Source organism: Actinoplanes sp. NPDC051343 (genome assembly GCF_044455125.1).
In the GTDB taxonomy this organism is placed as follows: Bacteria; Actinomycetota; Actinomycetes; order Mycobacteriales; family Micromonosporaceae; genus Actinoplanes.
Genome location: NZ_JBITEL010000002.1, coordinates 369,929 through 396,225, shown reverse-complemented (window position 1 = coordinate 396,225; position 26,297 = coordinate 369,929). Strand labels below are relative to the sequence as shown.

Below are 26,297 nucleotides of genomic sequence, written 5' to 3'. Positions count from 1 at the left end.
CCGGCCGCCGGACCGCAATACTCGACCGTCGATCAGAGAGGACCACCATGAGAACGATCCGGGTCACGGTGCGAGGCGCTTTCGACGGGCTCAGCGCCGAGCAGACCGCGCGCTTGAGGAGCGAGCAGGCCGAACACGACTTCCTGCGCACCGAGTACACCGCCGAGGGTTATCTCGCCTATGAGGTGCCGGGGCGGCCGTTCTTCACCGTCCGCTTCGCCGAGCAGGCCGAGGACGAGGCCGGTGTCGCCGCGGCGGCCGCCCGTGCCGAGGCGAAGGCGGTGGCCTGGATGGCGGAGCAGGGCTATCCGATCAAGAACGTGACCTCGCAGGCGGTCGACATGTCGGAGGTGCCGCTGGGCAGGCGCGGCAAGCGGGAGGCCGCCCGCCGCGACTAATCCGGTTGCCGGGCCGGCGCCGCTCTGATGGGGTGAATGGGTTAGCGAAGCCGAGCGGAAAGAGCGGGAAATGCGAGCTGCGTCCATGTCCAACACAGCATTCATCCCGCTCACGGACAGGACCGTTCCGCTTGTCATCGCTCAATCTCGGCATCCTCGCGCATGTCGACGCCGGTAAGACGTCACTGACCGAGCGCCTGCTGTTCACCGCCGGCGTCATCGCCACGATCGGCCGGGTCGACCACGGCAGCACCACGACCGACTCGCTCGACCTGGAGCGCCGCCGCGGCATCACCATCAAGTCGGCGGTGGTGTCGTTCCCGCTGCGCGGCACCACGGTCAACCTGATCGACACCCCCGGCCATCCCGACTTCATCGCCGAGGTGGAGCGGGTGCTCGGGGTGCTCGACGGCGCCGTGCTGGTCGTCTCGGCGGTCGAGGGCGTGCAGGCGCAGACCCGCGTGCTGCTGCGCACCCTGCACCGCCTGGCCATCCCGACCCTGATCTTCGTCAACAAGATCGACCGGCCGGGGGCCCGCACGCGGAGCCTGCTCGACGAGATCGCCGCCCGTCTCGGCCCGCGGATCATCGGAATGTCCGTCGTCGAGGGCGGCACCGTCCGGCCGGCGCCGGACATGATGCGGCTGGCCGACCACGACGAGGACGTGCTGGCCGCTTTCGTCGACGGCCGCCCGCTGCCCGCTCCCTACGCCCGGGGCGACACCCACCCGGTCTACTTCGGCTCCGCGATCACCGGCGCCGGCATCGACGACCTGATCGGCGGCATCACCACGCTGCTGCCCCCGGCCGCGGCCGATCCCGCGGAGGACCCGAGCGGCACCATCTTCAAGATCGATCGCGGTCCGGCCGGGGAGAAACGGGCCTATCTGCGGATGTTCGCCGGCACGGTCCATGTCCGCGACACGGCCGGCCCGGACAAGATCACCGGCATCGAGCTGTTCCGCGACGGCGGCCTGCACCCGGTGGGGTCGCTGCGGGCGGGCGAGATCGGCCTGCTGCGCGGCCTCTCCCAGATCAAGATCGGAGACCCTCTGGGCGTACGCGCCCCCGCCGCGCCCCAGTCGCATTCGAGGCTCCAGCCACGCACCGCGCCGCAGCCGCACTCCGGCCCGCAGCCGGGCTCGGCGCTCCAGTCGCACTTGGGGACCCAGCCGCTTTCGGGGCCGCAGCCGGGCTCGGCGACCCGGCCGCATCTCGCGCCGCAGCCGGGCTCGGTGCTACAGCCGCATTTCGCGCCGCCGTCGCTGGAGGCGACTGTCGTGCCGCGCCACCGGTCCGACCGGGGCGCCCTGCACGCGGCCCTCGCCGAACTGGCCGAGCAGGATCCGCTGATCAACCTGCGGGGCGACGACGTCGTCTCGCTCTACGGCGAGGTGCAGAAGGAGGTCATCGAGGCGACGCTGGCCGACGAGTACGGCCTGGCGGTATCGTTCGAGGCGACCACGACGCTGTGCATCGAGCGCCTGGCCGGCTGCGGCGCCGCGTACGAGCTGAACAAGGTCGCCCCCAATCCGTTCCTGGCCACCGTCGGCCTGCGGGCCGAGCCGGCGCCGCCCGGCGCCGGGGTCAGCTTCCGGCTGGCGGTCGAGCCCGGCTCGATGCCGCCCGCGTTCTTCAAGGCGATCGAGGAGACCGTCGCCGAGACGCTGCGGCACGGCCTGTACGGCTGGCCGGTCCCGGACTGCACGGTCACCCTGACCCGTTCCGGCTATTCGGCCCGGCAGAGTCACTCGCATGCCGTGTTCGACAAGAGCATGTCGTCGACCGCGGGCGACTTCCGCAACCTGACCCCGCTGGTGCTGACCGAGGCGCTGCGCCGGGCCGGCACGACCGTGCTCGAGCCGATCCACGCGTTCACCGCCGAGGTCCCGCCGGACACGGTCCCGGCCGTCCTGCCGGTGCTGGCGCGGCTGCGGGCGGTGCCGCTGGCCACGACCGGCGCCGCGATCAGCGGCGAGATCCCGGCCGCCCGCGTGCACGACCTGGTCCGCGCGCTGCCCGGGCTGACCCGCGGTGAGGGTGTCCTGGAGAACGCGTTCGACCATTACGAACCGGTCCGCGGGACCGTGCCCGTTCGCCGGCGGACCGACGCGAACCCGCTGGACCGCAAGGAGTACCTGCTGCGCGTGCAGCGCCGCGCCGGACCCGGGAGCAGCCGTGACGGCGCCGGACGCGGGGCTGGTCCGCCGGCTTCTGCGTGAGCAGTTCCCGCAGTGGGCCGGTCTTGCGCTGAGGCCGGCCGGCACCGTCCACGTGATGAATGCGCCTGGGTGATGACCTGGTGGTCGGCCGACGTCGAGCTCGAGCAGAGGTGGCTGCCGCTGTCCGTCCCAGTAACGGCCGGCTTCGGCGAGCCCACGTCCTACCCCGGCGAGGTGGCGGTGCAGTGCCGGCTGGACGGAGACCACGAGTTCACCGACCTGCGGTCCGGCTGGCCCGCTTCCTGGCCGCTCTGCGCGCGGTCGACACCACCGGCACTGCGGCCCGCTGGGACGCGACCTCGACGTACCGCGCGGAACTCGGCCCGCGAACCGTCAACCATGTGTTGACGAACGGCACGCAGTCAACCTAAGGTTGACGGCATGACGCAGATCAAGCCTCCCGTCCGGCTGGACGACCTCATCGCCGCCATTACCGACAACGAGCATGACGCCCTGTCCCGCCTCTCCCAGGCGGTCATGCTCGCCGACCACCTGGGGGAGCTGTCCGATCATCTGATCGGGCACTTCGTCGACCAGGCCCGCCGCTCCGGCGCGTCGTGGACCGACATCGGCCGCAGCATGGGGGTGAGCAAGCAGGCGGCCCAGAAACGGTTCGTGACCAAGGACGAGCCCGACCCGTCGGACGGCTTCAAGCGCTACACGGTGCCCGCCCGCAGCGCGATCGTGGGCTCGATGAACGCGGCGAAGGAGTCGCGCCACCGGGAGATCCACCCGGAGCACCTGGCCATGGGCGTACTGGATGTGCCGCAAGGTGTGGCTCTCGCCGCGCTGGCCGCGCAGGGGGTTGATCCGGCCGTGGCCCGGCGGGTCCTGGCCGCCGCCCTGCCGGCGGCGGGCGACGGCGAGATGCCGACGCTGACGCCGTTCGGCGCGCGGTCCCGTAAGGCCCTGGAGCTGACGTTCCGGGAGGCGCTGCGGCTCGGCCACGAGCGGGTCGGCACCGGGCACATCCTGCTCGCCCTGCTGGAGGAGGAGCCCGACGGCGGGGTGCTGGCCGGCCTCGGCCTGACCAAGGCGGCCACCGACGAGGTGGTCTCGGCCGCCGCACCCGAGCCGTCGGGCGAGCAGGCGGCCTAGTTCCGGCGCCCCGATCCCGTCGCGCGGGCCGGTGCCTGCGCGACGCGTGTCATCACCCCTGACGAATGTCATGCCGGACAGATGACACGACGCCCGCGGTGCGGCAACCGGCGGCCGCCAGGATGGTCCCATGACCCTCACCGCCCAACCGAACCTCGCGGCCCGCGGCTCCAACGAGCTGGCCGTCGACCTAGACCGTGTCGTCAAGCGCTTCGGCGCAGTGACCGCCGTCGACGGCATAGACCTCCGCATCCGCCCGGGTGAGGTCGTCGCCCTGCTCGGCCCGAACGGGGCCGGCAAGACCACGACCGTCGACATGCTGCTCGGCCTGTCCCGTCCGACCGAGGGCGCGGTGCAGGTGTACGGCCGGCCGCCGCACGACGCGGTCGCGCTGGGCCTGGTGTCCGCGGTCATGCAGACCGGGGGACTGCTCAAGGACTACACGGTCGAGGAGACCGTGCGGCTGACCGCGGTGCTGTTCGGCCGGCCGGAGAGCTCGGCCAAGGAGGCCCTGCAGCGGGCCGGCATCGCCGACATCGGTGACCGCAAGGTCGGCAAGTGCTCCGGCGGCCAGCAGCAGCGGCTGCGGTTCGCGATGGCGCTGGTGCCCGACCCGGAGCTGCTGATCCTGGACGAGCCGACGACCGGCATGGACGTCAACGGCCGGCACGAGTTCTGGGCGGCGATCCGCGACGACGCGCGCGGCGGCCGTACGGTCATCTTCGCCACGCACTACCTGGAGGAGGCCGACGCGTACGCCGACCGGGTGGTCTTCGTACGCCGCGGCCGGATCGTCGCCGACGGCACCTCGTCGGAGGTCAAGGCCATGGCCAGCGGCCGTACGGTCCGGGCGACCCTGCCCGGCGCCGTCGAGAGCGAGCTGGCGGCGCTGCCCGGCGTGGAACGCGTCGAGATCCGCGGCGACTCCGTCTTCCTGCACAGCCGCGAGACCGACGACATCGCGCGTTACCTGCTCAACCAGACCTCGGCGCGCGACCTGGAGATCACCTCGCGCAACCTCGAAGAGGCCTTCCTGGCCCTGACCGCCGACGACGCCCCGGAGGGCACCAGATGAGCACCGCAGCCGTGATGCCGGCCGCCCGCAGCCTGCCGAAGTTCGGCGGCTTCAACCTCGGCATGATCAAGCTCGAGTTGCGCCGGATGCTGCGCAACCGCCGTACGGTCGTCTTCACCTTCATCATGCCGGCGGCGTTCTTCCTGCTCTTCGGCACCAACGCCTCCTCGCGCAACGAGTCGGTCGGCGCCGGCGGCAACGTCACCGGCTACATCCTGATCAGCATGGCCGTGTACGGCGCGATGCTGTCGACGACCAGCGGCGGGGCGATGGTCTCGGTCGAGCGGGCAGCCGGGTGGAGCCGCCAGCTGCGGCTGACCCCGCTCAAGCCGGTCGCCTACGTGGCGATCAAACTGGTCCTCGCCATGATCATCGGGGCCGCCTCGGTCATCGTGACCACCATCGTCGGCGCCCTCGCCGGGGCCAAGCTCCCGATGCACGCGTGGCTCGAGTGCATCCCGCTGGCCTGGGTCTGCGCGCTGGTGTTCGCCGCGTTCGGCCTGTTCATGGGCTACCTGCTGCCGAGCGAGAACGTCATGCAGATCCTCGGCCCGGTGCTGGCCGTGCTGTCGTTCGCCGGCGGCCTGTTCGCCCCGGTCGACACGTTCGGCCACGTCTTCGCCACGATCGCCAAGTTCACCCCGGTGTACGGCGTGGGCGAACTGGCCCGCTACCCGCTGACCCACGACGGCAACCTGTGGATCGCCATCCTCAACGTGGTCGTCTGGACCGCCATCTTCTCGGCCGGCGCGATGTGGCGGTTCCGCCGCGACACCGCCCGCGTCTGACCGGCCGGTAACGTACCCACATGAGCGCCGTCGAGGGGCAGCCGGCCAACCGGGCCTTCAAATACGGGTGGATCTTCGCCGCGGTCTGGCTGTTCTACCTCAGCGGCACCGTCGTCACCCTCTGGCACGACGACAACATGTTCACCCGCTACCTCGGCTTCGCCGGGGTGGCGGGGTTCGCCGCGACGTACCTGTTCATGGTCAGCCTGACCCGGCAGATCCGGCGGGGGATCGCCTCGCCCGGATTCACCGGCCAGGCGACCGGCCGGGCGACGCTGGGCGTCCTCGTGATGCTGGTGCTGTTCGCGATGCAGATCCCGGGCGCCGGCGACCACGCTCTGAGCTGCCTGGTCTTCATCGCCGCGTTCGGCATGGTCGGGCTGCCGCTGATCCGCGCCATCCCGCTCGCGGCCGCGCTCTGCACCCTGGCCGAAGTGCTGGTGAGCCTGCTGCCGGGCTGGCACGACGACGGCTACGGCCTCGCCGTGCTGCTCGGTTCGGTCGCCACCTGGGGCCTGCGGATGGCCGGGGAACGGCAGCACCGGCTCAGCTCGGCCCAGCAGGAGATCGCCGACCTCGCCGTACAGAACGAGCGCGCCCGCATCGCGGGCGACCTGCACGACATCCTCGGCCATTCGCTGACCGTGGTGACCGTCAAGGCCGAACTGGCGCAGCGGCTGCTCGACATCGACATCGAGCGGGCCCGCAAGGAACTCAGCGACCTGGAGGCGCTGGCCCGCGACGCGCTGTCGGACGTGCGCTCGACGGCGATGGGCATGCGCGGCATCTCACTGCCGGGCGAGATCGCCGCGGCGCGCGAGGCCCTGGCTGCGGCGAACGTGGAGGCCGACCTGCCGGGCGCGGCCGACGAGGTGCCGTCACGCAACCGGGAGCTGTTCGCCTGGACGATCCGGGAGGCGGTCACCAACATCGTCCGGCACAGCAAGGCCACGCACGCCCAGGTCAAACTGGGTGTGGGAAGTGTGGAGATCCTCGACGACGGCGTGGGGGGCGGCGTTGTCACCGGCGACGGGCAGGGCATCAAGGGCCTGCGCCGGCGTGCGGAGGCCCTGGGCGCCCACCTGACGGTGGGTTGCCGCGAGAACGAGCCCGGCTTCCGGGTACGCGTGGAGGTCCCATCATGATCAAGTTGTTGCTCGCCGACGACCAGGCTCTGGTGCGTGGCGCGATGGCGGCCCTGCTGGACATGGAGCCCGACCTGAAGGTCGTGGCCGAGGTCGGCCGGGGCGACGAGGTCGTCGAGGCGGCCCGCGCCCACGACGTCGACGTCGCCCTGCTCGACGTCGAGATGCCCGGCATGGACGGGGTGGCCGCGGCCCGCGAGCTGCACAAGGCGTTCCCGAAGTGCCGGGTGCTGATGGTGACCACGTTCGGCCGGGCCGGCTACCTGCGCCAGGCCATGACGGCCGGGGCCAGCGGGTTCATCGTCAAGGACACCCCGGCCCGCCAGCTGGCCGACGCCGTACGCCGCGTACACGAAGGCCTGCGCGTCGTCGACCCGGCCCTCGCCGCACAGTCGCTGGCCCAGGGCGACTCGCCGCTTACCGAACGCGAGACCGACGTGCTGCGCTCGGCCCGCGACGGCGGCACCGTCGCCGACATCGCCCGCGACCTGCACCTGTCCGAGGGCACCGTCCGCAACCACCTGTCCTCGGCGATCGGCAAGACCGGCGCCCGCACCCGTGCGGAAGCTGTGAGACTGGCCATCGACAACGGGTGGTTGCTGGCCTGAGCCTGTGAATCCGTGAAAGGGGCGCCCGCCGGGCGCCCCTTTCGTGTATGAGCCCGACCTGAGACAAACGCGCACGGTGCAACCAAGCAGCAACCGTAGGTGACCGTTTTCTGCACCCGCCGCCCCGAAGAGTTCACCCCGTCAGCCGGTCAGCCGTCACGGCGACGAACACACGGGGGGAACCGAACCATGAGTGCAGCGATCAAGACCGTCACCCGGGCCCAGGAAACCCTGATCCGCGACAACATGGCGCTCGTCGGCCACATGGTCCGCGAGATGCTCTTCAAGGTTCCCGCCCACGTGCACCGCGACGACCTGGCCTCGGCCGGCTACGCCGCCCTGGTCACCGCCGCGCAGGCGTTCGACGGCGAGCGGGGCATCCCGTTCGGCCGGTTCGCCGCCATGCGGGTCCGCGGCGCCCTGCTCGACGAGCTGCGCAGCATGGACTGGGCCAGCCGCTCGGTGCGGGCCCGCGCCCGCCGCGCCGAGACCGCCCGCACCGAACTGACCGCCCAGCTCGGCCGCACCCCGAACGCCCAGGAACTCGCCCAGCTCCTCGGCGTCGCCGTCAGCGAACTCAGCAACGTCGACGACGACGTGCAGCGCGCCGCCGTCCTGTCCCTGCAGGGCTTCGCCGCCGGCACCGCCGACGACATGGTCACCGAGAAGGCCCTGAACCCGGAGGAGATGCTGCTGCACCGCGAGCGCATCGGCTACCTGCACGACGCCGTGGCGGTCCTGCCCGAACGCCTGCGCTACGTCGTCGAGGCCTCGTTCCTGCAGGAACGCCCCCTCTCCGAGGTCGCCACCTCCCTCGGCGTCACCGAGTCGCGGGTGTCGCAGCTGCGCACCGAGGCCCTGGCCCTGCTCAAGGACGGCCTGACCACCCACATGGACCAGCAGGAGTCGTCGGCCGCCAAGGACGGCTGCGTGGCCCGCCGCCGCGCGGTCTACGCCGCCCAGATCGCCGCCCGCTCCACCATGTCGACCCGCCTGAGCGCCACCGACGCCCAGGGCTTCCGCAAGGCCGCCTGACCACTACTACCGGAGCGCCGTCTCGACCCGCTCCGCTTCCCGAGGCCGTCACGCTCACCGCGTGGCGGCCTCTTCCCGTACGCGGCGGCCTCTTCCCGTACGCGGCGGCCTCTTCCCGTACGCGGCGGCCTCTTCCCGTACGCGGCGGCCTCTTCCCGTACGCGGCGGCACCGCACCCCCCGGCTGCCGGCGCCCGCTGAGGGCGTCCCTGCAGCGGCGGCACCCTGCTGCCGACCGCACTGCCGACGCTCCTTCAGCCATGGGCACGTGTCCCTCCCGAGCTGCCCGGCACCGCGCCCCTCTCACGTCCGGCCGGCCCAACCGCCGCCGCGCAAGGCACACCACATTGCTTTCGGCCGGCCGCTGCGCCGGTCAGCCGGCCTCGCCCAGCTCGGCCAGGCGCGCCTCGATCTCGGCCAGCTCGGCCCGCAGCTTGTCGGCCTGCGCCTGCGCCTCGGCGCGCTCGGTGGACAGGATCTGCTCGACGGCCTCCTGCACGCCCGGCACGTCGACCAGCTGCACCATCTTCATCGCCTCGGCCGGGCGGATCACATAGGGCTTGGCCAGCGCCTTCGAACCCTGGGCGGCGGCCAGCGTCCACTCGCCCTCCGCGTACGCCAAAGTGACCGTGAGCGAAGCACCCGGCTTCGGTTTCGCCGGCCGTGAGGCCGCCTTGCGCGGAGCCGGAGCAGCCACCTCTGTCACCTCTGCCACCTCTTTCCGGGGAGCCGGCGCCGGCGCCGGGATCGGCTTGTCGATCACGAACTCGGGCTCCGGCCGCGCCGGCTCGGGCGGCGGCGGGGGAGCCGTCACCTTTCTAGCAGCCGCACCCCGCGGCGCCACCTGCAGATCGCCGGGGGAGAACGGCAGCTCGTCGCGGCCGAACCGCACCACCACCCACTCGTCGGACGCCGCCGGATCGGCCAGCTCCACCACCTGGCCGACCTGCCCGGCGATCTGACCGGCGGCCTCGGTGAACTGCACCTTGGGCTTGCGCCCCGCACCCACCTGACCCCGGATGGTCTCCAGCTCCTCGGTGTTCAACCCCACGACGACCCCGCCTTCCGCTAAGCTCTCGAACGCCTGTTCGAAGATGTTGTATCAGAAGCCACCGACAGAAACGTCAGAAGGGGGAGCGCGCCGTCACGCAATATTCGCGACCCGCCGGGTCGAGCAGCGTCGTCCACTCACCCGGCACCACCCGGACCACTCGGGCACCCAGCGCCACATGCCGCGCCACCTCGGCCGGCACGTCGTCGGACGCGAAGTCCGGATGCATGCCCGCCCGCTCGCCGCCGACCCGCTGAAGAAGAATCCGCAACGGCATCCCGCCCGGCCGCGCCAGCGACTCGAACTCGGGCCGATCCGTCGGCCGCCGCTCCCACCCGGTCAACGACGACCAGAAGGAGGCCTCCAACTCGAACCGCGCCTCCGGCACGTCCACACACACCTGATCGAGCCGGCTCGACTGCCCACCCGGCCACCGGACGGCCGGCGGACGCTCCTGCTCATTGCGCCACGACACCAGACAGAACTCCAGCCCGGCCGGCGACCTCATCACCACCAGGCCGCCCACGTCCCGGACGACACGCGCTCCGAACGCCGCAGCCTCACGGGCCGCCTCCGGCACCCCGGCGACATGAAGATCCAGGTGGGTCCCCGCCGGCCGGCCGGTCACTTGCGCCCGGAGGTATGCGTCGCCGCGCGCCGGCACCAGCGTGGCAAAAACACCACCGTCCCGCCTGGGGGACAGGGACATGCCGGTGACCGCCAGCCAGAACGGCTCCACGTCGGTCGTCGGCGAATCGAGAAACCCGGTAGTCCAGCGCACATCCACGCGTAGACCTTGCCATGCCACCATCCGGCCCCGCGCCGCGGTTCTCCAGCGGCGCGGGAGACCCGGCCGCCGCCGGGGAACGCGAGTGGGCTGCGCGCCGGCCGTGCGGCTGAGCCATGGGAGCGAGCACCGCGGCTCGAGTCATCTACCGGGGGCGCACCGCCCATGTCCCTTCCGCCACGCCGGACCCTCCGACCCGCGGGGTGCCGGCGCGCGAGATGAGTGCCCCGGGCCATGCTGGGTTCACGGCACCCTTGGCGGCCGTCACCCGCTGCACGCCCCAATGAAAGACCGAAAGCAACCTTTGGTTGCACTCCGAGCCGTACCCGCGTACGCTCGACCGCAACCAAAGGTTGCGGATTGGGGAGTCATGGAAATCGGAACCATCGAACGCCAAATCTTCGTCGAAGCGGCCCCGGAAATCGTCTTCGACGTGGTGAGCAAACCCGAACACGTCAAACAGTGGTGGCCCGACGACGCCCGCTACGAAACGTCACCCGGATCCACGGGGGAGATCAGCTTCGGCGACAACGCCGTCGGCTTCACCGTGGTCGAGGCGCAGCCGCCCCGGACCTTCTCGTTCCGATGGACCCAGCCCGCCGGCACCGAAGCCGCCGCCGGCAACTCGCTGCTGGTCACCTTCGACCTCACACCCTCGGGCAACGGCACCCTGATCCGGATGACCGAGACCGGATTCCGCGAAATGGGCTGGGAAACCGCCGTCCTCGAAGAGCAGTACCAGGACCACATCAAAGGCTGGGACCACTTCCTGCCCCGCATCGCGCCCTACCTCGCACGCCTGACATGACCGCACCCGCAGTCGACGACGAACTCTGGTCGGCCATCGGCGACCCCACCCGGCGCCGCCTGCTCGACCTGCTCCTGACCGACGGCGAGGGCACCGCCACCACCCTCGGCAACCAGCTGCCCGTCACACGACAGGCAGTCACCAAGCACCTCGTCATCCTCGGTCGCGTCGGACTCATCCGCCCCGCCACCCGGTCCGGCCGCGAACGCCGCTACCGCGTCGACGAGACCCAGCTCGCCCGGGCCGTCGCCCAACTCGCCGCGGTCGGCTCGACCTGGGGCGCCCGCCTCCAGCGCATCAAACGCCTCGCCGAAGCCATCCAGACCACCCACCCCAAGGAGTAGAAATGCCGGACATCCTGCATCGGATCGGCGTCCGCGGTGCGGACGCCTCCCAGGTGTACGCCGCACTCACCACCGTCGACGGCCTCGCCGGCTGGTGGACCGACAACACCACCGGAAACCCCGGGCCCGGCGGCAAAGTCGAGTTCCGCTTCCCGCCGGTCGGCGGCTTCGACATGGAAGTACTCGACGCCACGCCGTCCGCCCACGTCGCCTGGCGCGTCGTCGACGGACCGCCCGAATGGATCGGCACCACGATCGACTGGACCCTGCGCCAGGAAGGGGAGTGGACCATCATCCTGTTCAAACACGAGGGCTGGCGCGAACCCGTCGAGTTCATGCACCACTGCAGCACCAAGTGGGGCAGCTTCCTGATGAGCCTCAAAGCGCTCGTCGAAACCGGATCGGGCGCCCCGGCACCCCGCGACGTACAGATCAGCGACTGGCACTGACCGCCGGCGAACCGTGGCGCGGTGGCGGCACCCCGGCCGGCCGTGGTGGGGTAGGTGCAGCATCGCGTGCCGGTGACGGACTGCGTCAGGCATGGAGGTGCGGAAACGAAGGGCCGCCACCCGTGGCTACCCACGACCGCGACCGCGCCGTCGCGCTCAGCCTGCAACTCGCGCAGGCACACCGACAACTCCGCAACCGGATCGACGAGCTGCGCACGAACCCGGGGGAGAACCACACCCTCACCACCACTGCCTGGCCTTCTGCGAAGCGTTGACGGCACATCACCAGGGTGAGGACGCGGGGATGTTCACCGACCTGCTCCGCGAGCGCCCCGACCTGGCCACCACCGTCGACAACCTCGTCCAGGACCACGAGATGATCTCGTCGATCCTGGCGCGCGTGGCCGAACTGGCCGGCCGTGCCGCGGTCACCGCGGACTCCGCCGGACACGGCTCGATCGAACTCGAGCTGGACGGCCTGGCCGCCATCATGGACAACCATTTCCGCTACGAGGAACGCGCGATCAGCGCGGCCCTCGACCGTGGACTCGACGACACCCGCTGGTCCGGTCAGGTGTTCCGCTTCGAGCCCGCGGGGGAAGGCTCCAAAACTCCTTAGTTGACATAATGTAGATTATCGACCTGGCAAGACTATCGATCTTCAGAAGCGCAAAAACCACGAGAAACAGCCCGCGGGCTCATGCCCGGCAAGAACCACGCCGGACGACGGCCCGCGGGCTTTTGACGCCGCGACGTGAGCCGGGCCGCGGACGGTCGTAATGGCTGAGCTGGAGGCCGTGAAGGAAGTCGGACGGTCGTAGTCCCCGAACTGGAGGCCGCGAAATGAACCCGAAGCGCCTGGGACGAACCCGCGGGCCGTCGTAATTCCCAACTGGAGGCGTCTGGGAGAACTCGGCGCACTGCGGTCCCGAGCCGATGTCGCCGGCGGACCTGCCTCGGCGGAGCGGCGCGAGCGGTCGAGATCTGGACCGGGGGCATTGGGACGAACTCGGCTCGGCGGCCAGTCGAAATTCCGCGGTTGCATCGGCTGACCGCTCGTCACCGTCGTCAACTCTCGAGCCGGCGCGGAGCCTCGGCCCCCGCCCGTACATATGCGTGTGTCGGCGGCCGGGCGTCGACATGTTGACTGGATCGACTTGATGACATGTTGATTCAGTCAACATGTGTCAGACGCGCGTTCGGGAGTTATTGGGATCCGCCTGACCTGCCCAAATGCCCCTGGATGCTGCATAATATGACTTATGCAGGACGAACAAGACTTTCCGGTCATGGCGCTCGTCGACGACTTTCTGGATGCCCGGGCGGCGCGGAAGCCGTCGGTGCACACGCTGGCGGCGTACCGGAGGGATCTGGGTTTGATCGTGGGATTGATGGAGGGTGAGCCGACTACTCTGCGTAGCCTCTCCCCTCGCTCGCTGCGGGCGGCTTTCGCGAAGTTCGCGGCGGCGCGGGCGCCCGCGTCGGTCGCGCGGGCCTGGTCGTCGTGGAACGCGTTCTTCACGTTCCTGGTGACGGAGCAGATCGTGGCCGGTAACCCGATGCCGGCCGTCGACAAGCCGCGCCTGCCGTCCCACTCCCCTAAGCCGTTGCGGGGCGAGGACACGCCGGAGCATCTGCTGCACGCGGTGAGCACGGCCGACGAGAGTCAGCGTGACCCGTGGCCGGAACGCGATCTTGCGGTGCTGGCGCTCGGGCTCTGTGCGGGGTTGCGGCTGTCGGAGTTGCTGGGGCTGACGCTCGGGTCGATCAGTGGGCGTGCGGGTGAGCGGCGCGTCGAGGTGGCGGGTAAGGGTGGGCGGCCGCGTACGGTGCCGATCGAGCCGGAGCTGGATGCGGTGGTGGATCGCTATCTCGACAGCCGCCGGCGGCGGTTCGGGCGGGCACAGGCGGCCTCTCCCCTGCTGGTGGATCGCAAGGGTGAGCCGCTCAAGCGGGGCGGGCTGCAATATCTGGTGGAGTCCTGTTTTCGGCGGGCGGGGATCACCGATCGGGTGCCGCGGGGTGCGCAGTTGCATGCGTTGCGGCATACGTTCGCGACGCGGCTGGCGGAGGACGGTGCGAATGCTTCGGAGATCATGCGGTTGCTGGGGCATGCGTCGTTGTCGACGTCGCAGAACTACATCGAGGTGACGAACGAGCAGCAGCGCGCGGCCGTACGGGCGAACCGTACGAACCGCGCGCTGCGTGGGGTCTGAGAGGGGTCAGGCCAGGCTGAGGTTGACCTCGATGTTGCCGCGGGTGGCGTTGGAGTAGGGGCAGACCTGGTGTGCGGCCTCGATGAGTTCCTGGGCGGTGGCGGGGTCGACGCTGGGGATTTCGGCTTCGATGGTGGCCTGGAGCTGGAAGCCGCCCTGGCCGTTGGGGCCGATGCCGACGTCGACGGTGATGGCGGTGTCGGTGAGGGTGATCTTCTTGGAGCGGGCGACGGCTTTGAGGGCGCCGTGGAAGCAGGCGGCGTAGCCGGCGGCGAAGAGTTCCTCGGGGTTGGGCTGGGCGCCGCCGGGGCCGCCCATCTCCTTGGGTACGGCGAGGTCGAAGTCGAGGACGCCGTCGCTGGAGCGGACGTGGCCGTTGCGGCCGTCGCCGGTTGCGGTGGCGGAGGCGGTGTAGACAGCTTCCATGGTGGTGGCCTTTCAGGCGGGGGCGTTGCTGCCGCGGATGCGGCCGAGCAGCTCTTGCAGGTATTCGTAGTCGTCTGCGGTGAGTCCGGTGTTGCAGGCGGCGCGTTGGGGCAGGTCGGCGAGTTGGTCGCGGAGGCGCAGGCCGGTGTCGGTGAGGTGGATCCAGACCGTACGTTCGTCGGCGGTGCCGCGTTCGCGGCGGATGTGGCCCTGGGTTTCGAGTCTTTTGAGCAGGGGCGAGAGGGTGCCGCTGTCGAGGTGCAGGGTGTCGCCGAGGGTGCGGACGGTTACCGGGCCCTGGTGCCAGAGGACTCGCAGGGCGATGTATTGGGGGTAGGTCAGGTTCGCTGCGTCCAGGTGGGGCCGGTAGAGCGCCGTCATGGCGCGGCTGGCGGCGTAGAGCTGGAAGCAGATCATCTGCTCTAGTCCGGTGGTGTCCACGACAAGAACAGTAGTGCACAATTCAGTTGTGCACAGCCTGAAAGTGGCAGCGATCACCGGGCCCGTGTGATCATGCGTTACGTGCCGGACATCCGATTCGTACAGCTTTCCCCCGAGACGCTGGTGGCGTTGATCGACGGGGATCTCGCCGCGGCGAGCGCGGCCGCGGGCACCGAACTGTCGCCGTACCTGGTCGAAGAGGCCTGGCTGTGGCGCATCCGGCTGGATCAGGTACGCGCCGACCCGGCGAGCGCGGAGTGGATCGCCCGGGCCGCGGTGGTGCAGGGTGTGGGAGTGGTCGGGCACGGCGGGTTCCACGGGCCGCCGGACGACGAGGGCGTGGTGGAGGTGGCGTACTCGGTGGCGCCCGAGCACCGGCGCCAGGGTTACGCGAAGGCGATGTTGCAGGCGCTGCTCGAGCGGGCCGACGCGGATGAGCGGGTCACGGCGGTGCGGGCCAGCATCCGGCCGGACAATCTCGCGTCGCGGGCGACGATCGCCGGTTCCGGGTTCCAGAAGATCGGTGAGCAGTGGGACCCGGAGGACGGCCTCGAGGACGTCTTTCTGCGCCCGGCGAAAGGGTCGTGAGCGCTGGTGGTTCAGCCCAGCTGCACGACGAGCGGCCGGTGGTCGGAGACGTCGACCCGGGGCGCGCACACCTGGACCACCGGCCCGACCGGGTGCGCCCCCCGGGGGTCCAGCAGCACGTGGTCGAGTTGGGCGCGGGGACTGGGCGACGGGTAGGTGGCGGCCCGGCCGAGGGGCCGCCAGCCGGTGAACGCGCGTACGACCGCGGCGGGCAGGTTGAGATCGCCCAGCAGCACCCTCGGTGGCGGGAGGGCGCGCAGCGCCCGCACCGCATGCCGCAGCTGGCGCAGGTTCCAGCCGGGCACGAACGACAGGTGGGTGGTCGCGACGGTGACCGGGCCGCCCGGCGCGTCGATCACCGCGGCCAGCAGCACCCGGGGTTCGTCCTTGAGCAGGGCGATCCCTCCTCCCCCGGGCAGCAGCACCGGGGACCGGACCGGCGCGCCGGGTAGCCGGGTGATCTGCCAGCGGAGCACCGGGAACCGGCTGACCAGGGCGATGCCGTAGAGCGGGTGCAGGTTGTCGTCGTCGCTGCGCCACGGCTGCCAGGTCTCCCCCGGCGTGCCGACGACGGCGGCGGCGAAGCGGTGGACCGGGGCGTTCATCGCGTCGGCGGCGATGGCGGTGAGGTCGAGCAGGCCGCTGCGGGGCTGGGCCTTGTCGACCTCCTGCAGGCCGAGTACGTCGGCGTCGAGGGCGGCGACGGCGGCTGCGACCCGGTCGGCGTGTACGGTGCCGTCGGACAGGGATCGGCCGTGCAGCAGGTTGAAGGTGGCCAGGCGCACGGTTACCGACCCTAGCGAACCCGGAGGCGATGATGTTCATCAAGACGCTGTGCTGCTCGATGATGATCTTTGTCGCTGTCGGGTGGCTGGGTATCTGGTTGCGGACCAAACGGCGTCGATAATGATCGGGTGACTGACGACGACCTCATCGCGCGGCTCGAGCAGCAGGAGCGCGACCTGATTTTCACCCGGTTCGATTTTTCCGACGCCTGGCGGCTGGGTTCGCTGCTGGTCGAGATGGCCGGCGAGCGGGGCCTGCCGGTCGCGATCGACATCCGGCGGGGCACGCAGCAGCTGTTCCATGCCGCGCTGGCCGGTAGCTCCGCCGACAACGACGCCTGGATCGAGCGCAAGGTGCGGGTGGTCCAGCGGTTCGGCCACTCGTCCTTCCTGGTGGGACGCCGGCTCGCGGCCCAGGGCCGCGAGCTCGACGCGGGCATGGGGGTGAACCCGGCGAGGTTCGCGGCGCACGGTGGTGCTTTCCCCGTACGCGTGGAGGCCGCCGGCGTCATCGGCGTGGTGACCGTGTCGGGGTTGCCGCAGGCCGAGGATCACGCGTTGGTGGTAGAAGCCATCGAAAGGTTCCGCTGACTCTTCCCCGTACGCCGGTGGTCGTGCACCGTGGGCCGGATGAGGCTGCTGATTCTGGGCGGTTCCGGCTTCGCGGGCCGGGCCGTCGCCGAGGAGGCCGTGCGACGCGGCTTCGACGTGACCGTGTTCAACCGGGGGCACCGCGACGGCCCGGCCGGGGTGCGGACGCTGACCGGCGACCGGGACTTCCGGACCGGGCTGGGTGCTCTTCAGACCGGGTCGTGGGACGCGGTCGTCGACACGTGGTCGGGTGATGCGGAGGCGGTGCAGCGGGCGGCCGGCCTGTTGCGGGGACGGGCCGGGCATTACACGTACGTGTCGACGCGCTCGGTGTACGACTGGCAGCGCCCGATCGGGGTGCTGACCGAGCGGACGCCGCTGACGTCGCCGGCCGAGAAGGGGTACGCCGGGGACAAGCTGCGCGGCGAGATCGCGGCGGCGTCGTTCGACGGGCCGGTGCTGCTGGCCCGGGCCGGGCTGATCCTGGGCCCGGGTGAGGACGTGGGCCGGTTGCCGTGGTGGCTCAACCGGCTGGCCCGCGGCGGGCCGACGGTGGCGCCGGGCCCGGCGGACTATCCGCTGCAGTACATCGACGTGCGGGATCTGGCCGCGTTCCTGGTGTCGGCGGCCGAGGCCGGCCGGTCGGGCCCCTACAACGTGGTCGGGCCGTCGGGGCACGCCACGATGGGCGGGCTGCTGGCGGCCGGTAACGAGGTGACCGGCGGGCGGGCCGATCTGGTGTGGGTGAGCGCGGCGCAGATCGCCGAGGCGGGGATCCGGCCGTGGGAGGAGTTGCCGATCTGGCTGCCGCCGGGCCCGGACGCCGACTACATCCACCGCGGTGACGTGTCGAAGGCGCTGGCCGCCGGCCTGACGGTGCGTCCTCCGCGGGAGACGGTCGCCGACACGTGGGCGTGGTTGCGGTCGCTGCCCGGGCCGCCGCCGCAGCGCCCCGACCGGCGGCCGGTCGGGGTCCCGGCGGACGCGGAGGCGCGGGTGCTCGCTCTGGCCGGGCGGCCGCGGGCGAGTCGCTAGGCGTCAGCCGGCAAGCAGTGCGGCGAGCCGGGCCGCGCCGACGTTGCCGCCGGAGAGGATGACGCCGACCTTCTCCCCTTCGGCCGGCCGGTAGGCGCCGGCCAGCAGCGCGGCCAGCCCGCTGGCGCCGCTGGGTTCGAGCACCTGCTTGAGCCGGTCGACGGCGAACCGCAGCGCATTCCGGAGGTCGTCGTCGGAGACCAGCACGATGTCGTCGACCAGCCGCCGGTTGATGGAGAACGTGAGCTCCCCCGGGATCGCCGCGGCCTGCCCGTCGGCGATCGTGCGCGGTACCGGGATCTGCACGAGGTGCCCGGCGGCCAGCGAACGTTTCGTGTCGTCGCCCGCTTCCGGTTCGACGCCGACGATGCGGATGCCCGGGTGCAGGCCCTTGGCCGCGGTGGCGCTGCCGGCGATCAGCCCGCCCCCGCCGACCGGGACGATCAGCGTGTCGAGTTCGCCGGCGTCCTGCAGCAGTTCGAGGGCGGCGGTGCCCTGCCCGGCGATGACGTCCGGGTGCTCGTAGGGCGGGATCAGCGCCAGGCCGCGTTCCTCGGCGAGGCGCCGGCCGATCGCCTCGCGGTCCCCGGTGTACCGGTCGTAGGCGAGGATCTCGGCGCCGTAGCCGGCGACCGCGTCGAGTTTGGAGGCGGGCGTGTCCTCCGGCATCACGATCACGGCGCTGCTGCCGAGTTCCCGGGCGGACAGGGCGACGGCCTGCGCGTGGTTGCCCGACGAGTACGCGGCGATGCCCTTGGCCAGCTGTTGCGGGGCGAGCCGGGAGATCGCGTTGTAGGCGCCGCGGAACTTGAACGCCCCGACCCGCTGCAGGTGCTCGGCCTTGAGGGCGATCGCGGCGCCGGCCAGCTCGTCGAGGGCGCGCGAGCGCAGCACCGGCGTGCGGTGCGCGGCCCCCTCGATCTGGCGGGCCGCGTCCTGGACGTCCTGCAGCGTCACGCTCGTCATGGCGTCGATCCTAAATTGGGTGCGATCTTCCAGCGAGCGCGCCTAGTGTGCCGTCGATGACTCTCGCCCATGACGTGACCGGCTCCGGGCCGGCTGTCCTTCTGCTGCATTCGATGGTGTGCGACCGCCGGATGTGGTCGCCGCAGGTGGCCGCCCTGTCGGCCGCGGGTTTCCGCGTGATCCGCTGCGACCTGGGCGGTTTCGGCGAGTCGCCGCTGCCGGCCGGCCCCTACGACGACGCCGGCGACGTGGTCGCCCTGCTGGATTCGCTGGGTGTCCCGTCGGCGGCGGTGGTCGCCTCGTCCGGTTCCGGCCCGGTCGCGGCCGAGGTGGCCGCCCGGTGGCCGTCGCGGGTGCCCGCGCTCGTGCTGGTCTGTTCCGCCCTGCCCGGCTGGCCGCCGTCACCCGCCCGGCAGGCTTTCGCCGGGCAGGAGGACGCACTGCTCGCGTCCGGCGACATCACCGCGGCCACCGAGCTCAACCTCAGGACCTTCGTCGGTCCGGCGGCCGGCGATGCGGCCCGCCTTCTCGTACGCGACATGCAGCGCCACATCTTCGAGGTGCAGTTGTCGGCCGACGAGCCGGAGGCGATCGAGGTGCCGTGGGAGTTCGCCTCGATCACGGCTCGCACCCTGGTCGTCTCCGGAGATCTGGACCTGCCCGACTTCCCGGCCATCGCCGACGAGCTGGCCCGGCGCATCCCGGGCGCGTCCCGGGCCCGGCTTCAGTGGGCCGGTCACCTGCCGAGCCTGGAGGACCCGTCCCGTTTCGACCCGCTCCTGCTGGGCTTCCTGCTCGACGCGGCCCGCTAGCAGCCCGGTAGCGGTCAGGCCGGTCGGCTGATCAGGACGGCCGCGTCGAGCAGCCGGTGCCAGTCGAGGTCGGTGAGCGGGCGCGGGCTCAGCGCGGCCATCGCGGCCATGGCCTGCAGCAGGCGGGCACGGGCCCCGGTAAGGCCGGCGTCCCGCAGGAGGGTCGTCTCGGCCGCGAAGCGGGGTGTGCGGGCGAACGCGATCAGGGAAGCGGGCAGCGGCGGTTCCGGTTCGCCGGGCAGTGCCGCGCCGTCGAGGGTGATGCTGAGGCCGGCGCCGAGGGCCCGGCTGAGCGCGGCCAGCGCGGCCAGGGTGGGGTTGCCGCGGCCGTTCTCCAGGTTCGCGATGTAGGGAACGGACAGCCCGGCGTCGGCGGCCACCGAGGCGATGGTGCGACCGGCCGCGGCGCGGCGGGATCTCAGCTCGCGGCCCAGCGCTTCTATCTCCACAGAACACATGATGCCACGGACTGTTCTGCAGGGATAGCATGCGGGCATGTGGGGGCTGCTCGCGCGCAACGGCACGTTCCGGCGGCTCTGGGTGGCGGCGACCGTGGACGCCTTCGGCACGTGGCTGCTCGTCACCGCCGTACCCGTCGAGGTCTTCGCCCGCACCGGATCGCCCGGCTCGACCGGTCTCGCCCTGGCCGTCGAGGCCGGCCCGGCACTGCTGCTCGGACCCTGGGCCGGAGCCGTCGCCGACCGCCTGCCCCGCGCCCGGGTGCTGCTCGGCGCCGACCTCGCCGCGGCGGCCGGAGTGGCGTTGATGCTGGTGCCCGGCGTGCGATACCTCTACCTCGGCGTCGCGACCGAAAGCGTGGCGGTGTGCTTCATCGCGCCCGCGGTGCAGGCGTCGGTGCCGCTTGTCGCACCCGACCTGGCGGCGGCCAACGGCGCGCTCGCGGTCAGCCAGAGCACGTGGCGGGTGCTCGGCCCGCTGATCGGTGCGGCCGCCGCGGCGGCCGGCCGGTTCCCGGTCGTCGTGGCCGCCGACGCGCTGAGCTACCTGGCCGCCGCCGCGATCGTCGCGGGGATGCCGCTGCCCGCGCCGCCCGCCGCCCGGGGCGCCTCCCGGCGGGAGGTGCGGGCCGGGCTGACGTTCGTCGCCCGCCGCCCGGTGCTGCGCGCGATCATGGCGGGCAGCTGCCTCTACTGGACCGCCAACGCCGGCCTGACCGCGCTGCTCGTGCCGTTCGTGGCCGGCCGGTTGCACGCCGGCGGCGCGGCGGTCGGCTACCTGGTCACCGGGCTCGGCCTCGGCTATCTCGCCGGGTCGGCGCTGGCCCGGCGCCTGCTCGTACGGGGGCCGCGCGTCGTCGCGGTCGCCTACGCGCTGGCCGGGGTGTGCTTCCTGGTGCTGGTCACGGCGCCTACGCTGCCGGTCGCGGTGGCGGCGGTGACGGCGAGCGGGCTGCCCGGCGCGGCGGCCCTGGCCGCCACCGGCCACTGCCTGCAGGTCGAGGCGCCCGACGCGTTGCGGGGACGGGTGTCGGCGGCGTTTCGCACCAGCGACGCGCTGGCCGCGATCGCCGGGGCCGTGACCGCGCCGGCGCTGGTCGCCCTGGCCGGTCTCGGTGGCGCGCTGATCGGTCTCGCGTCCACGGTGCTCGTGGCCGCCCTGCTCACCGACCGGCTCTTGCGCCGGCACCACGAGACGGCTCCGGCCTCGTGACCGGCTCCGGCCGCGGAACCGTCGTCGGCGCCGGGCCGCTGTGATTTTGTGGGCGCGGGGTTGCCGGATGTCGCGGATGGACGGTGTGATCGCGGGATGGCGATGATCGCGTACGACCGGACGGACGCGGGGGCGTTCGCCGGCACCCGGCACCTCAGCGACGACGGGGCCGCCGCCTGGCGGGCGGCGGTGCGGCGTTACGGGCGGCCCCGGCCCGGTGACCGCTGGGCCGACCTCGGTGCGGGCACCGGCAGCTGGGCGGAGCAGTTCACCCGCTGGTTCCCCGGCCTCGGCGTGGTCGCGGTCGAGCCGTCCGCGGCGATGCGGGACCGCTGCCGGCACCGGCCCGCGGTGGCCGGGCACGCGGCGGCGATCCCGTTGCGGGCGGGTACGGCCGGCGCGGCCTGGATCTCGACCGTGCTGCACCACGTCCCCGACCTGCCGGCGGCCGCCCGCGAGCTGCGGCGGGTGCTCAGGCCGGGTGCTCCGGTGCTGATCCGGTCCGCGTTCGCCGGGCGGCCCGGCGGGATCAGCCTGTTCCGCTGGTTCCCGGAGGCGATCCGGGTCCTCGACACCTATCCGGGCATCGACGATGTCGAAGCCGCCTTCGCGACCGCCGGGTTCCGGCTCGAGACGGTCGAGGCGGTGCCGCAGGTGACGGCGCCGTCGCTGCGGGAGGCCGCCGGCCGGTTACGGCGCGAGGCCCACACGCCGCTGCAACTGATCAGCGACGACGCGTACGAGAAAGGCGTCGGGCGGCTGCAGGCCGCCGCCCGAACCGCGACCGGCCCGGTGATCGACTCGCTGGACCTGGTGGTGCTGCGATGAGCGCGCCGGCGCAGACCGGGCTGATCGTGCCGGTGCCGCAGTCCGAGCCGGTCGTCGGGCGGCACCGGGCCGCGCTGGACCCGAGCGCCGCCTGGGGCATCCCGGCACACGTCACCGTGCTCTACCCGTTCCTGCCGCCCGGGCAGGTCGACGACGAGGTGCTCGCCGCGCTGCGGTCGCTGTTCGCGGCGTTGCCGCGATTCGAGACGGCGCTGTCGCGGGTGGACTGGTTCGGTTCCGAGGTCCTGTGGCTGGCGCCGGAACCCGAAGAGCCTTTCCGCCGGCTCACCCAGGCGGTCTTAGACCGCTTTCCGTCGGCACCCCCGTACGCCGGTGCCTTCGACGACGTGGTTCCCCACCTGACCGTCGGCGACCGGGCCCCGCTGCCTGAGCTGCGGGCGGCGGCCGCCGGCATCGCCCCGCACCTGCCGATCCGGTCGGCCGTCGGCACCGTTCGGCTGGTCGAGGGCACGACGGGCGAGGTGGCGTGGCGCACGGTGGCCGAGTTCCCCCTGGGCGCATGATCGCCGCGGCGACCGGCGCCGACCTGGAGGCGGCGGCGCTGCGGTTCGGCAGCGGGGCCGCCGGGGCCGCCGCCTTCCACGAGACGCCGGGGACCCTCGCCTTCGTCGCCCGCGACGGCGAGGACGTGCTGGGGTGGTGCTGGGGATACTACTGGTGGCGGCTCAATCGGTGAGCTCGTCACTTCGCGGAGATGGTGTTCGTCGCCAGCAGGACGGCCAGCAGCGCCCCGAGCACCAGCCGGTACGCGATGAAGATGCTGTACGAGTGCCGCGAGATGAACTTCAGCAGCCACGCCACCGCCGCGTACCCGACGATGAAGCTGACCAGCGTGGCGGCCGCCGTGTTGGTCCAGCCGACCCCGTCGGCGATCTCACCTGAGTAGTCGTGCACCTGCAGCACGGTGGCGCCGAACAGGGCCGGGATGCTCAGGAAGAACGACAGTTTCGTCACCGTCACCCGGTCGAGGTCGCGCAGCAGGCCGGCCGACATCGTCGCACCCGAGCGGGACACGCCGGGGATCAGCGCCAGGCACTGCACGACACCGATGATCAGGGTGTCCTTCCAGGTGACGTCGTCGGAGTGGCGGATCTGGGTGGCGGCGTGGTCGGCGAACGCCATCGCCCCGCTCCAGATGATCAACGCGCCGGCGATGAACCACAGGCTGCGCAGGGTGTGCTCGACGGTGTCCTGGAAGGTCGCGCCGACGATGACGACCGGGATCGAGCCGAGGATGACCGCCCACGCGTACTTCCAGTCCGGGTTCTCCCGGCCGGCCGCGCTGAACAGGCCCTTGAACCAGGCCACGACGATGCGGATCAGGTCCTTGCGCAGGAAGATCAGCGTCGCCAGGACGGCACCGGACTGGATGATCGCGGTGAACGCGGTGATGTCGTCGGCGGCGATGTCGAACCCGAACAGTTTCTCCACGATGGTCAGGTGACCGGTGCTGGAGACGGGCAGGAACTCGGTGATGCCCTCGACCGCACCGAGGATCACTGCTTGGATGATGTTCAAACCAGTACCGCCTTCGCCGCCGCTGAACGCCGACGAGCATAAAGGGACGAGTCAGGCGCCGGTGCGACGGGCCCGGGCCGCCGCGATCGTGTACGCGGGATCGCGGTCCAGGTTGTGCCGGTCCCGGTCGTAGCGGCGTGTCGTGCGGGGATCGGCGTGCCCCATCGCGTCCTGCACGTCCTCCAGCGGCACCCCTTCGGCGCGGGCGGTGGTGGCGAACGCGTGCCGCAGCGAGTGCGGCGACATCCGGTCGGCGTCGGCGATCCCGGCCTCCACGGCCAGCCGCCGGACCAGCCGGAACACGGCGTGCCGGTCGACGCGCCCGCCGCGCGAGGTGACGAACAGCGGGCCCTCGTCGGCACCGCGTACGGTCAGATAGGCGTCCAGGGCCGCCGCCGCGCCGGGCGTGAGCGCCCGCCGCCGGGGCCGGCCGCCCTTGCCGGTGAACCGGACCGTGCGGTGGCCGCGCTCCCAGCCGAGGTCGCCGGTGTCCAGACCGACCAGTTCGCCGACGCGCAGCCCCAGATCGGCCAGCACGGTGATCATGGCGTGGGTGCGTTCCCCGGCCTGCGCGGCCCGGTCCAGCAGGGCGTCGACCTCCTCGGCCGACAGGCCGACGGTCGAGGAATGGTCACGGTCGACGTAGGGGCGGTCGGCGGCACCGACCGGATTGCCGTCGATCGCGCGCAGCTTCATCAGGAAGTCGTACCAGCTCGACACGCCCGACAGCTTGCGGGCCACGGTGGTCGCGGCGAGCGGGATCGCTTCCAGCTTGCGGGCGTACGCGTTGACGTCGAGGAAGGTGGCCCGCAACGGGTCGAGGCCCCGCTCGCGGCACCAGGCCAGCCAGCCGTGCACGTCGCGCCGGTAAGCGGCCCGGGTGTGCTCGGACAGCCGCCGGTTGGCCAGCCACACCTCGGTGACCTGTTCGGCGGGGCCGTCGAGCGCCGGGAGTCCGGGGATCTGGCGCGGCACCGGTTGCATGCCGCCCATCGTCTCAGTTCTCGATCACTTCGCCGTTGCCGACATGCCAGCGGCGGGTCGTGCCGACCGCGCCGGCGAAGTACCGGTCGTGGGTGACGATCAGGCACGTGCCGCGGTAGCGGCGCAGCGCCTCCTCGACCACGTCGAGGGCGTCGAAGTCGAGGAAGTTGGTCGGCTCGTCGAGCAGCAGGATGCGGGCCGGGCTGTTGACCAGCACCGCGAGCAGCAGCCGCCGCAGCTCGCCGGCCGACAGGGTGTGCAACGGGCTGTCCCACTGGTCCGGGCCGAACTGGTGGCCCTGCAGCAGTTTCTCGGCGTCGTCGACGTAGACCGGCACCCGGGAGCGGAAGAAGTCCATCATGGTCTGATCGGTGCGCAGGCCGTCGTCGGTCTGCGGGAGCACGGCCGTGCCGTCGCCGGCCAGAGCCCGCAGCAGAGTCGTCTTGCCGGCACCGTTGCGGCCCGTGATCAGGATGCGGTCGCCGCGGCGCACGTCGAGGTCGACGTGATCGAGGATCGTGACCGGGCCGAAGCCGACGCTCAGATCGCGGACCTTGAGGACCACGTCACCCGGGTCGCCGGCGTCGTCGGGGAACGCCAGGGTCAGCGGTGGCCGGGTCCGGGGGCGGGCGATCCAGCGTACGGACGCCATCTGCCGCTGCAGGCGGCGTTCCCGGACCTTGGCCTTGCGGGCCACCAGCCGGGCCACCCGGCGCAGGTGCGGCGCCTCCGCCCCGGAACGCACCGTGTTCTCCACGCCGCGCGCCTGGCCCTTGGTGCGCTCGATGTCGGCCTCCCAGCGGCGGCGGTCCTTCTCCTGGGCCTCGTAGTCGAGCAGCAGCTTCTGCCAGCGGCGTTGTTTCTCTTCCCGGTAGGCCGTGTAGCCGCCGCCCGGGTAGTCCTGCGGTTCGTCGTGGATGCCGTCGAGCTCGATGACGCGGGTGACGGTGGCGTCGAGGAACGCCCGGTCGTGGCTGACCGCGAGCACCCCGCCGGGGTAGCCGGCCAGCCACTGCTGCAGCCAGGCGGCGCCTTCGGCGTCGAGGTGGTTGGTCGGCTCGTCGAGCAGCAGGATGTCGGGTTCGTCGAGCAGCGCCCGGGCCAGCATGAGGCGGGCCTGCTCGCCGCCGGAGACGTCGCGCAGCGGGCGGTCGTCGCCGATGTGCACGATGTCGAGGCGTTGCCGGATCTCGTCGAGCCGGGTGCCGGCGGTCCAGCCTTCCAGGGCCGTCCAGCGTTCCTGCACGGCGCCGTACTCGTCGAGGACGTCGTGGCCGTCGGCGAGCCGGTGTTCCAGGCTTTTCATCCGCGCGGTCACCGCCGCGAGCTCGCCGAGCCCGCCGAGCAGGAAACCGCCGACCGTGCCGTCGGGGTCGGGCATCTGCTGGGCGACGTGGGCGACCCGGGTGCCCGGGCCCCGGCTCACCGTGCCGCCAGCCGGCGCGAGCTCGCCGGCCAGCGTGCGCAGCAGTGTGGTCTTGCCGGCGCCGTTGGGACCGACCACGCCGATGCGGTCACCCGCGCCGAGGACCAGGTCGAGATCGCGGAACAGCAGATCGCCGTCGTGAGCACAGCTGAGCGCCGAGATTTTCAGCAAGGAGGTCTCCA

The 26,297-nt window shown here is 71.9% G+C and carries 32 protein-coding genes; 22 read left to right on the top strand and 10 right to left on the bottom strand.

The window, feature by feature from the left end; genetic code table 11:
- Nucleotides 1–47 precede the first annotated feature (47 nt).
- The 8 genes from ACIA5C_RS08725 to ACIA5C_RS08690 all read left to right on the top strand — a co-directional run bounded on the left by ACIA5C_RS08725 (nt 48) and on the right by ACIA5C_RS08690 (nt 8,369).
- Complete coding sequence (locus tag ACIA5C_RS08725; RefSeq protein ID WP_396052693.1) at nt 48–398, top strand: DUF6204 family protein; 351 nt, start codon at nt 48–50, stop codon at nt 396–398.
- Nucleotides 399–529: 131 nt separating this feature from the next.
- Nucleotides 530–2,620, top strand: coding sequence for a GTP-binding protein (locus ACIA5C_RS08720; RefSeq protein ID WP_396052692.1), 2,091 nt, complete (start codon nt 530–532; stop codon nt 2,618–2,620).
- 381 nt (nt 2,621–3,001) lie between these two features.
- Entirely contained in the window at nt 3,002–3,718 is a 717-nt protein-coding gene (locus ACIA5C_RS08715; RefSeq protein WP_396052690.1) for a Clp protease N-terminal domain-containing protein, read from the top strand.
- 130 nt (nt 3,719–3,848) lie between these two features.
- A complete protein-coding gene (locus ACIA5C_RS08710) occupies nt 3,849–4,793 on the top strand; it encodes an ABC transporter ATP-binding protein (RefSeq protein WP_396052689.1) in 945 nt (314 codons plus the stop codon).
- Complete coding sequence (locus ACIA5C_RS08705; protein ID WP_396052688.1) at nt 4,790–5,581, top strand: ABC transporter permease; 792 nt, start codon at nt 4,790–4,792, stop codon at nt 5,579–5,581. The genes ACIA5C_RS08710 and ACIA5C_RS08705 overlap by 4 nt, the downstream gene beginning before the upstream one ends.
- Before the next feature lie 20 nt (nt 5,582–5,601).
- Nucleotides 5,602–6,726, top strand: coding sequence for a sensor histidine kinase (locus tag ACIA5C_RS08700; RefSeq protein ID WP_396052687.1), 1,125 nt, complete (start codon nt 5,602–5,604; stop codon nt 6,724–6,726).
- Complete coding sequence (locus tag ACIA5C_RS08695) at nt 6,723–7,334, top strand: response regulator (RefSeq protein ID WP_396052686.1); 612 nt, start codon at nt 6,723–6,725, stop codon at nt 7,332–7,334. The genes ACIA5C_RS08700 and ACIA5C_RS08695 overlap by 4 nt, the downstream gene beginning before the upstream one ends.
- Before the next feature lie 189 nt (nt 7,335–7,523).
- Entirely contained in the window at nt 7,524–8,369 is an 846-nt protein-coding gene (locus tag ACIA5C_RS08690) for a sigma-70 family RNA polymerase sigma factor (RefSeq protein ID WP_396052684.1), read from the top strand.
- Between the two features lie 372 nt (nt 8,370–8,741).
- Here the strand turns inward: ACIA5C_RS08690 and ACIA5C_RS08685 are convergent, their stop codons facing one another.
- Complete coding sequence (locus tag ACIA5C_RS08685; RefSeq protein WP_396052682.1) at nt 8,742–9,419, bottom strand: hypothetical protein; 678 nt, start codon at nt 9,417–9,419, stop codon at nt 8,742–8,744.
- A 73-nt stretch (nt 9,420–9,492) separates the two neighbouring features.
- Entirely contained in the window at nt 9,493–10,206 is a 714-nt protein-coding gene (locus ACIA5C_RS08680) for a VOC family protein (RefSeq protein WP_396052680.1), read from the bottom strand.
- 370 nt (nt 10,207–10,576) lie between these two features.
- Here ACIA5C_RS08680 and ACIA5C_RS08675 point away from each other — a divergent pair, with 370 nt between their 5' ends.
- The 6 genes from ACIA5C_RS08675 (at nt 10,577) to ACIA5C_RS08650 (ending at nt 14,023) form a co-directional block, all read left to right on the top strand.
- The gene (locus ACIA5C_RS08675; RefSeq protein ID WP_396052678.1) at nt 10,577–11,014 is read left to right on the top strand and encodes an SRPBCC family protein; all 438 of its coding nucleotides are present in this window, start codon (nt 10,577–10,579) and stop codon (nt 11,012–11,014) included.
- Nucleotides 11,011–11,358 (top strand): ArsR/SmtB family transcription factor, encoded by a 348-nt coding sequence (locus tag ACIA5C_RS08670; protein WP_396052676.1) that lies wholly within the window; start codon nt 11,011–11,013, stop codon nt 11,356–11,358. The genes ACIA5C_RS08675 and ACIA5C_RS08670 overlap by 4 nt, the downstream gene beginning before the upstream one ends.
- 2 nt (nt 11,359–11,360) lie before the next feature.
- Nucleotides 11,361–11,807, top strand: a complete 447-nt coding sequence (locus ACIA5C_RS08665; RefSeq protein ID WP_396052675.1) for an SRPBCC domain-containing protein — start codon at nt 11,361–11,363, stop codon at nt 11,805–11,807.
- 122 nt (nt 11,808–11,929) lie between these two features.
- Nucleotides 11,930–12,082, top strand: a complete 153-nt coding sequence (locus ACIA5C_RS08660) for a hypothetical protein (RefSeq protein ID WP_396052673.1) — start codon at nt 11,930–11,932, stop codon at nt 12,080–12,082.
- A 29-nt stretch (nt 12,083–12,111) separates the two neighbouring features.
- Nucleotides 12,112–12,426 (top strand): hypothetical protein, encoded by a 315-nt coding sequence (locus ACIA5C_RS08655; RefSeq protein WP_396052671.1) that lies wholly within the window; start codon nt 12,112–12,114, stop codon nt 12,424–12,426.
- 643 nt (nt 12,427–13,069) lie between these two features.
- Entirely contained in the window at nt 13,070–14,023 is a 954-nt protein-coding gene (locus ACIA5C_RS08650) for a tyrosine-type recombinase/integrase (RefSeq protein ID WP_396052669.1), read from the top strand.
- Between the two features lie 6 nt (nt 14,024–14,029).
- On the opposite strand, the gene ACIA5C_RS08645 is transcribed toward ACIA5C_RS08650, so the two are convergent.
- Both ACIA5C_RS08645 and ACIA5C_RS08640 read right to left on the bottom strand, forming a co-directional pair.
- A complete protein-coding gene (locus ACIA5C_RS08645; protein WP_396052667.1) occupies nt 14,030–14,449 on the bottom strand; it encodes an organic hydroperoxide resistance protein in 420 nt (139 codons plus the stop codon).
- A 12-nt stretch (nt 14,450–14,461) separates the two neighbouring features.
- Nucleotides 14,462–14,866 carry a MarR family winged helix-turn-helix transcriptional regulator gene (locus ACIA5C_RS08640; RefSeq protein ID WP_396053095.1) on the bottom strand — a complete coding sequence of 135 codons (405 nt, stop codon included), beginning with the start codon at nt 14,864–14,866 and terminating at the stop codon, nt 14,462–14,464.
- A gap of 105 nt (nt 14,867–14,971) precedes the next feature.
- On the opposite strand from ACIA5C_RS08640, the gene ACIA5C_RS08635 reads away from it, so the two are divergent.
- Nucleotides 14,972–15,478, top strand: coding sequence for a GNAT family N-acetyltransferase (locus ACIA5C_RS08635; protein ID WP_396052664.1), 507 nt, complete (start codon nt 14,972–14,974; stop codon nt 15,476–15,478).
- Nucleotides 15,479–15,489: 11 nt separating this feature from the next.
- Here ACIA5C_RS08635 and ACIA5C_RS08630 read toward each other — a convergent pair whose 3' ends face one another.
- Nucleotides 15,490–16,263: an endonuclease/exonuclease/phosphatase family protein gene (locus ACIA5C_RS08630; protein ID WP_396052663.1), complete on the bottom strand. Its 774-nt coding sequence runs from the start codon at nt 16,261–16,263 to the stop codon at nt 15,490–15,492.
- A gap of 129 nt (nt 16,264–16,392) precedes the next feature.
- Here ACIA5C_RS08630 and ACIA5C_RS08625 point away from each other — a divergent pair, with 129 nt between their 5' ends.
- Nucleotides 16,393–16,854: a heme-degrading domain-containing protein gene (locus ACIA5C_RS08625; protein WP_396052661.1), complete on the top strand. Its 462-nt coding sequence runs from the start codon at nt 16,393–16,395 to the stop codon at nt 16,852–16,854.
- A gap of 39 nt (nt 16,855–16,893) precedes the next feature.
- On the top strand, nt 16,894–17,889 hold the full coding sequence (locus ACIA5C_RS08620) for an NAD-dependent epimerase/dehydratase family protein (RefSeq protein WP_396052659.1): 996 nt from the start codon (nt 16,894–16,896) through the stop codon (nt 17,887–17,889).
- Nucleotides 17,890–17,892: 3 nt separating this feature from the next.
- On the opposite strand, the gene ACIA5C_RS08615 is transcribed toward ACIA5C_RS08620, so the two are convergent.
- The gene (locus tag ACIA5C_RS08615; protein ID WP_396052657.1) at nt 17,893–18,855 is read right to left on the bottom strand and encodes a pyridoxal-phosphate dependent enzyme; all 963 of its coding nucleotides are present in this window, start codon (nt 18,853–18,855) and stop codon (nt 17,893–17,895) included.
- Nucleotides 18,856–18,911: 56 nt separating this feature from the next.
- Between ACIA5C_RS08615 and ACIA5C_RS08610 the strand changes: the two genes are divergently transcribed.
- Entirely contained in the window at nt 18,912–19,667 is a 756-nt protein-coding gene (locus ACIA5C_RS08610; RefSeq protein WP_396052655.1) for an alpha/beta fold hydrolase, read from the top strand.
- 14 nt (nt 19,668–19,681) lie between these two features.
- Here ACIA5C_RS08610 and ACIA5C_RS08605 read toward each other — a convergent pair whose 3' ends face one another.
- Complete coding sequence (locus ACIA5C_RS08605) at nt 19,682–20,116, bottom strand: helix-turn-helix domain-containing protein (protein WP_396052653.1); 435 nt, start codon at nt 20,114–20,116, stop codon at nt 19,682–19,684.
- Between the two features lie 46 nt (nt 20,117–20,162).
- On the opposite strand from ACIA5C_RS08605, the gene ACIA5C_RS08600 reads away from it, so the two are divergent.
- The 4 genes from ACIA5C_RS08600 (at nt 20,163) to ACIA5C_RS08585 (ending at nt 22,863) form a co-directional block, all read left to right on the top strand.
- The gene (locus tag ACIA5C_RS08600; protein WP_396052651.1) at nt 20,163–21,338 is read left to right on the top strand and encodes an MFS transporter; all 1,176 of its coding nucleotides are present in this window, start codon (nt 20,163–20,165) and stop codon (nt 21,336–21,338) included.
- A 96-nt stretch (nt 21,339–21,434) separates the two neighbouring features.
- Entirely contained in the window at nt 21,435–22,166 is a 732-nt protein-coding gene (locus ACIA5C_RS08595; protein WP_396052649.1) for a class I SAM-dependent methyltransferase, read from the top strand.
- Entirely contained in the window at nt 22,163–22,690 is a 528-nt protein-coding gene (locus ACIA5C_RS08590; protein WP_396052647.1) for a 2'-5' RNA ligase family protein, read from the top strand. The genes ACIA5C_RS08595 and ACIA5C_RS08590 overlap by 4 nt, the downstream gene beginning before the upstream one ends.
- A complete protein-coding gene (locus ACIA5C_RS08585) occupies nt 22,687–22,863 on the top strand; it encodes a hypothetical protein (RefSeq protein ID WP_396052645.1) in 177 nt (58 codons plus the stop codon). Before ACIA5C_RS08590 ends, ACIA5C_RS08585 begins: the two co-directional genes overlap by 4 nt.
- Nucleotides 22,864–22,868: 5 nt before the next feature.
- Here the strand turns inward: ACIA5C_RS08585 and ACIA5C_RS08580 are convergent, their stop codons facing one another.
- From ACIA5C_RS08580 to ACIA5C_RS08570, 3 genes are read right to left on the bottom strand one after another with little or no spacing between them, the layout of a single operon-like run.
- The gene (locus tag ACIA5C_RS08580; protein WP_396052643.1) at nt 22,869–23,705 is read right to left on the bottom strand and encodes an undecaprenyl-diphosphate phosphatase; all 837 of its coding nucleotides are present in this window, start codon (nt 23,703–23,705) and stop codon (nt 22,869–22,871) included.
- A gap of 51 nt (nt 23,706–23,756) precedes the next feature.
- Complete coding sequence (locus tag ACIA5C_RS08575) at nt 23,757–24,698, bottom strand: tyrosine-type recombinase/integrase (RefSeq protein WP_396052641.1); 942 nt, start codon at nt 24,696–24,698, stop codon at nt 23,757–23,759.
- 4 nt (nt 24,699–24,702) lie between these two features.
- The gene (locus ACIA5C_RS08570) at nt 24,703–26,286 is read right to left on the bottom strand and encodes an ABC-F family ATP-binding cassette domain-containing protein (protein WP_396052639.1); all 1,584 of its coding nucleotides are present in this window, start codon (nt 26,284–26,286) and stop codon (nt 24,703–24,705) included.
- Between the last annotated feature and the right edge of the window lie 11 nt (nt 26,287–26,297).

What these genes read in the sequence shown, in the direction of transcription:
- ACIA5C_RS08725 (WP_396052693.1), top strand. Translation starts at nt 48, where the DNA reads ATGAGAACGATCCGGGTCACGGTGCGAGGCGCTTTCGACGGGCTCAGC.
- ACIA5C_RS08715 (WP_396052690.1), top strand. Translation starts at nt 3,002, where the DNA reads ATGACGCAGATCAAGCCTCCCGTCCGGCTGGACGACCTCATCGCCGCC.
- ACIA5C_RS08710 (WP_396052689.1), top strand. Translation starts at nt 3,849, where the DNA reads ATGACCCTCACCGCCCAACCGAACCTCGCGGCCCGCGGCTCCAACGAG.
- ACIA5C_RS08705 (WP_396052688.1), top strand. Translation starts at nt 4,790, where the DNA reads ATGAGCACCGCAGCCGTGATGCCGGCCGCCCGCAGCCTGCCGAAGTTC.
- ACIA5C_RS08700 (WP_396052687.1), top strand. Translation starts at nt 5,602, where the DNA reads ATGAGCGCCGTCGAGGGGCAGCCGGCCAACCGGGCCTTCAAATACGGG.
- ACIA5C_RS08695 (WP_396052686.1), top strand. Translation starts at nt 6,723, where the DNA reads ATGATCAAGTTGTTGCTCGCCGACGACCAGGCTCTGGTGCGTGGCGCG.
- ACIA5C_RS08690 (WP_396052684.1), top strand. Translation starts at nt 7,524, where the DNA reads ATGAGTGCAGCGATCAAGACCGTCACCCGGGCCCAGGAAACCCTGATC.
- ACIA5C_RS08675 (WP_396052678.1), top strand. Translation starts at nt 10,577, where the DNA reads ATGGAAATCGGAACCATCGAACGCCAAATCTTCGTCGAAGCGGCCCCG.
- ACIA5C_RS08670 (WP_396052676.1), top strand. Translation starts at nt 11,011, where the DNA reads ATGACCGCACCCGCAGTCGACGACGAACTCTGGTCGGCCATCGGCGAC.
- ACIA5C_RS08665 (WP_396052675.1), top strand. Translation starts at nt 11,361, where the DNA reads ATGCCGGACATCCTGCATCGGATCGGCGTCCGCGGTGCGGACGCCTCC.
- ACIA5C_RS08655 (WP_396052671.1), top strand. Translation starts at nt 12,112, where the DNA reads ATGTTCACCGACCTGCTCCGCGAGCGCCCCGACCTGGCCACCACCGTC.
- ACIA5C_RS08650 (WP_396052669.1), top strand. Translation starts at nt 13,070, where the DNA reads ATGCAGGACGAACAAGACTTTCCGGTCATGGCGCTCGTCGACGACTTT.
- ACIA5C_RS08645 (WP_396052667.1), bottom strand. Translation starts at nt 14,449, where the DNA reads ATGGAAGCTGTCTACACCGCCTCCGCCACCGCAACCGGCGACGGCCGC.
- ACIA5C_RS08640 (WP_396053095.1), bottom strand. Translation starts at nt 14,866, where the DNA reads ATGATCTGCTTCCAGCTCTACGCCGCCAGCCGCGCCATGACGGCGCTC.
- ACIA5C_RS08620 (WP_396052659.1), top strand. Translation starts at nt 16,894, where the DNA reads ATGAGGCTGCTGATTCTGGGCGGTTCCGGCTTCGCGGGCCGGGCCGTC.
- ACIA5C_RS08615 (WP_396052657.1), bottom strand. Translation starts at nt 18,855, where the DNA reads ATGACGAGCGTGACGCTGCAGGACGTCCAGGACGCGGCCCGCCAGATC.
- ACIA5C_RS08610 (WP_396052655.1), top strand. Translation starts at nt 18,912, where the DNA reads ATGACTCTCGCCCATGACGTGACCGGCTCCGGGCCGGCTGTCCTTCTG.
- ACIA5C_RS08600 (WP_396052651.1), top strand. Translation starts at nt 20,163, where the DNA reads ATGTGGGGGCTGCTCGCGCGCAACGGCACGTTCCGGCGGCTCTGGGTG.
- ACIA5C_RS08595 (WP_396052649.1), top strand. Translation starts at nt 21,435, where the DNA reads ATGGCGATGATCGCGTACGACCGGACGGACGCGGGGGCGTTCGCCGGC.
- ACIA5C_RS08590 (WP_396052647.1), top strand. Translation starts at nt 22,163, where the DNA reads ATGAGCGCGCCGGCGCAGACCGGGCTGATCGTGCCGGTGCCGCAGTCC.
- ACIA5C_RS08585 (WP_396052645.1), top strand. Translation starts at nt 22,687, where the DNA reads ATGATCGCCGCGGCGACCGGCGCCGACCTGGAGGCGGCGGCGCTGCGG.
- ACIA5C_RS08575 (WP_396052641.1), bottom strand. Translation starts at nt 24,698, where the DNA reads ATGGGCGGCATGCAACCGGTGCCGCGCCAGATCCCCGGACTCCCGGCG.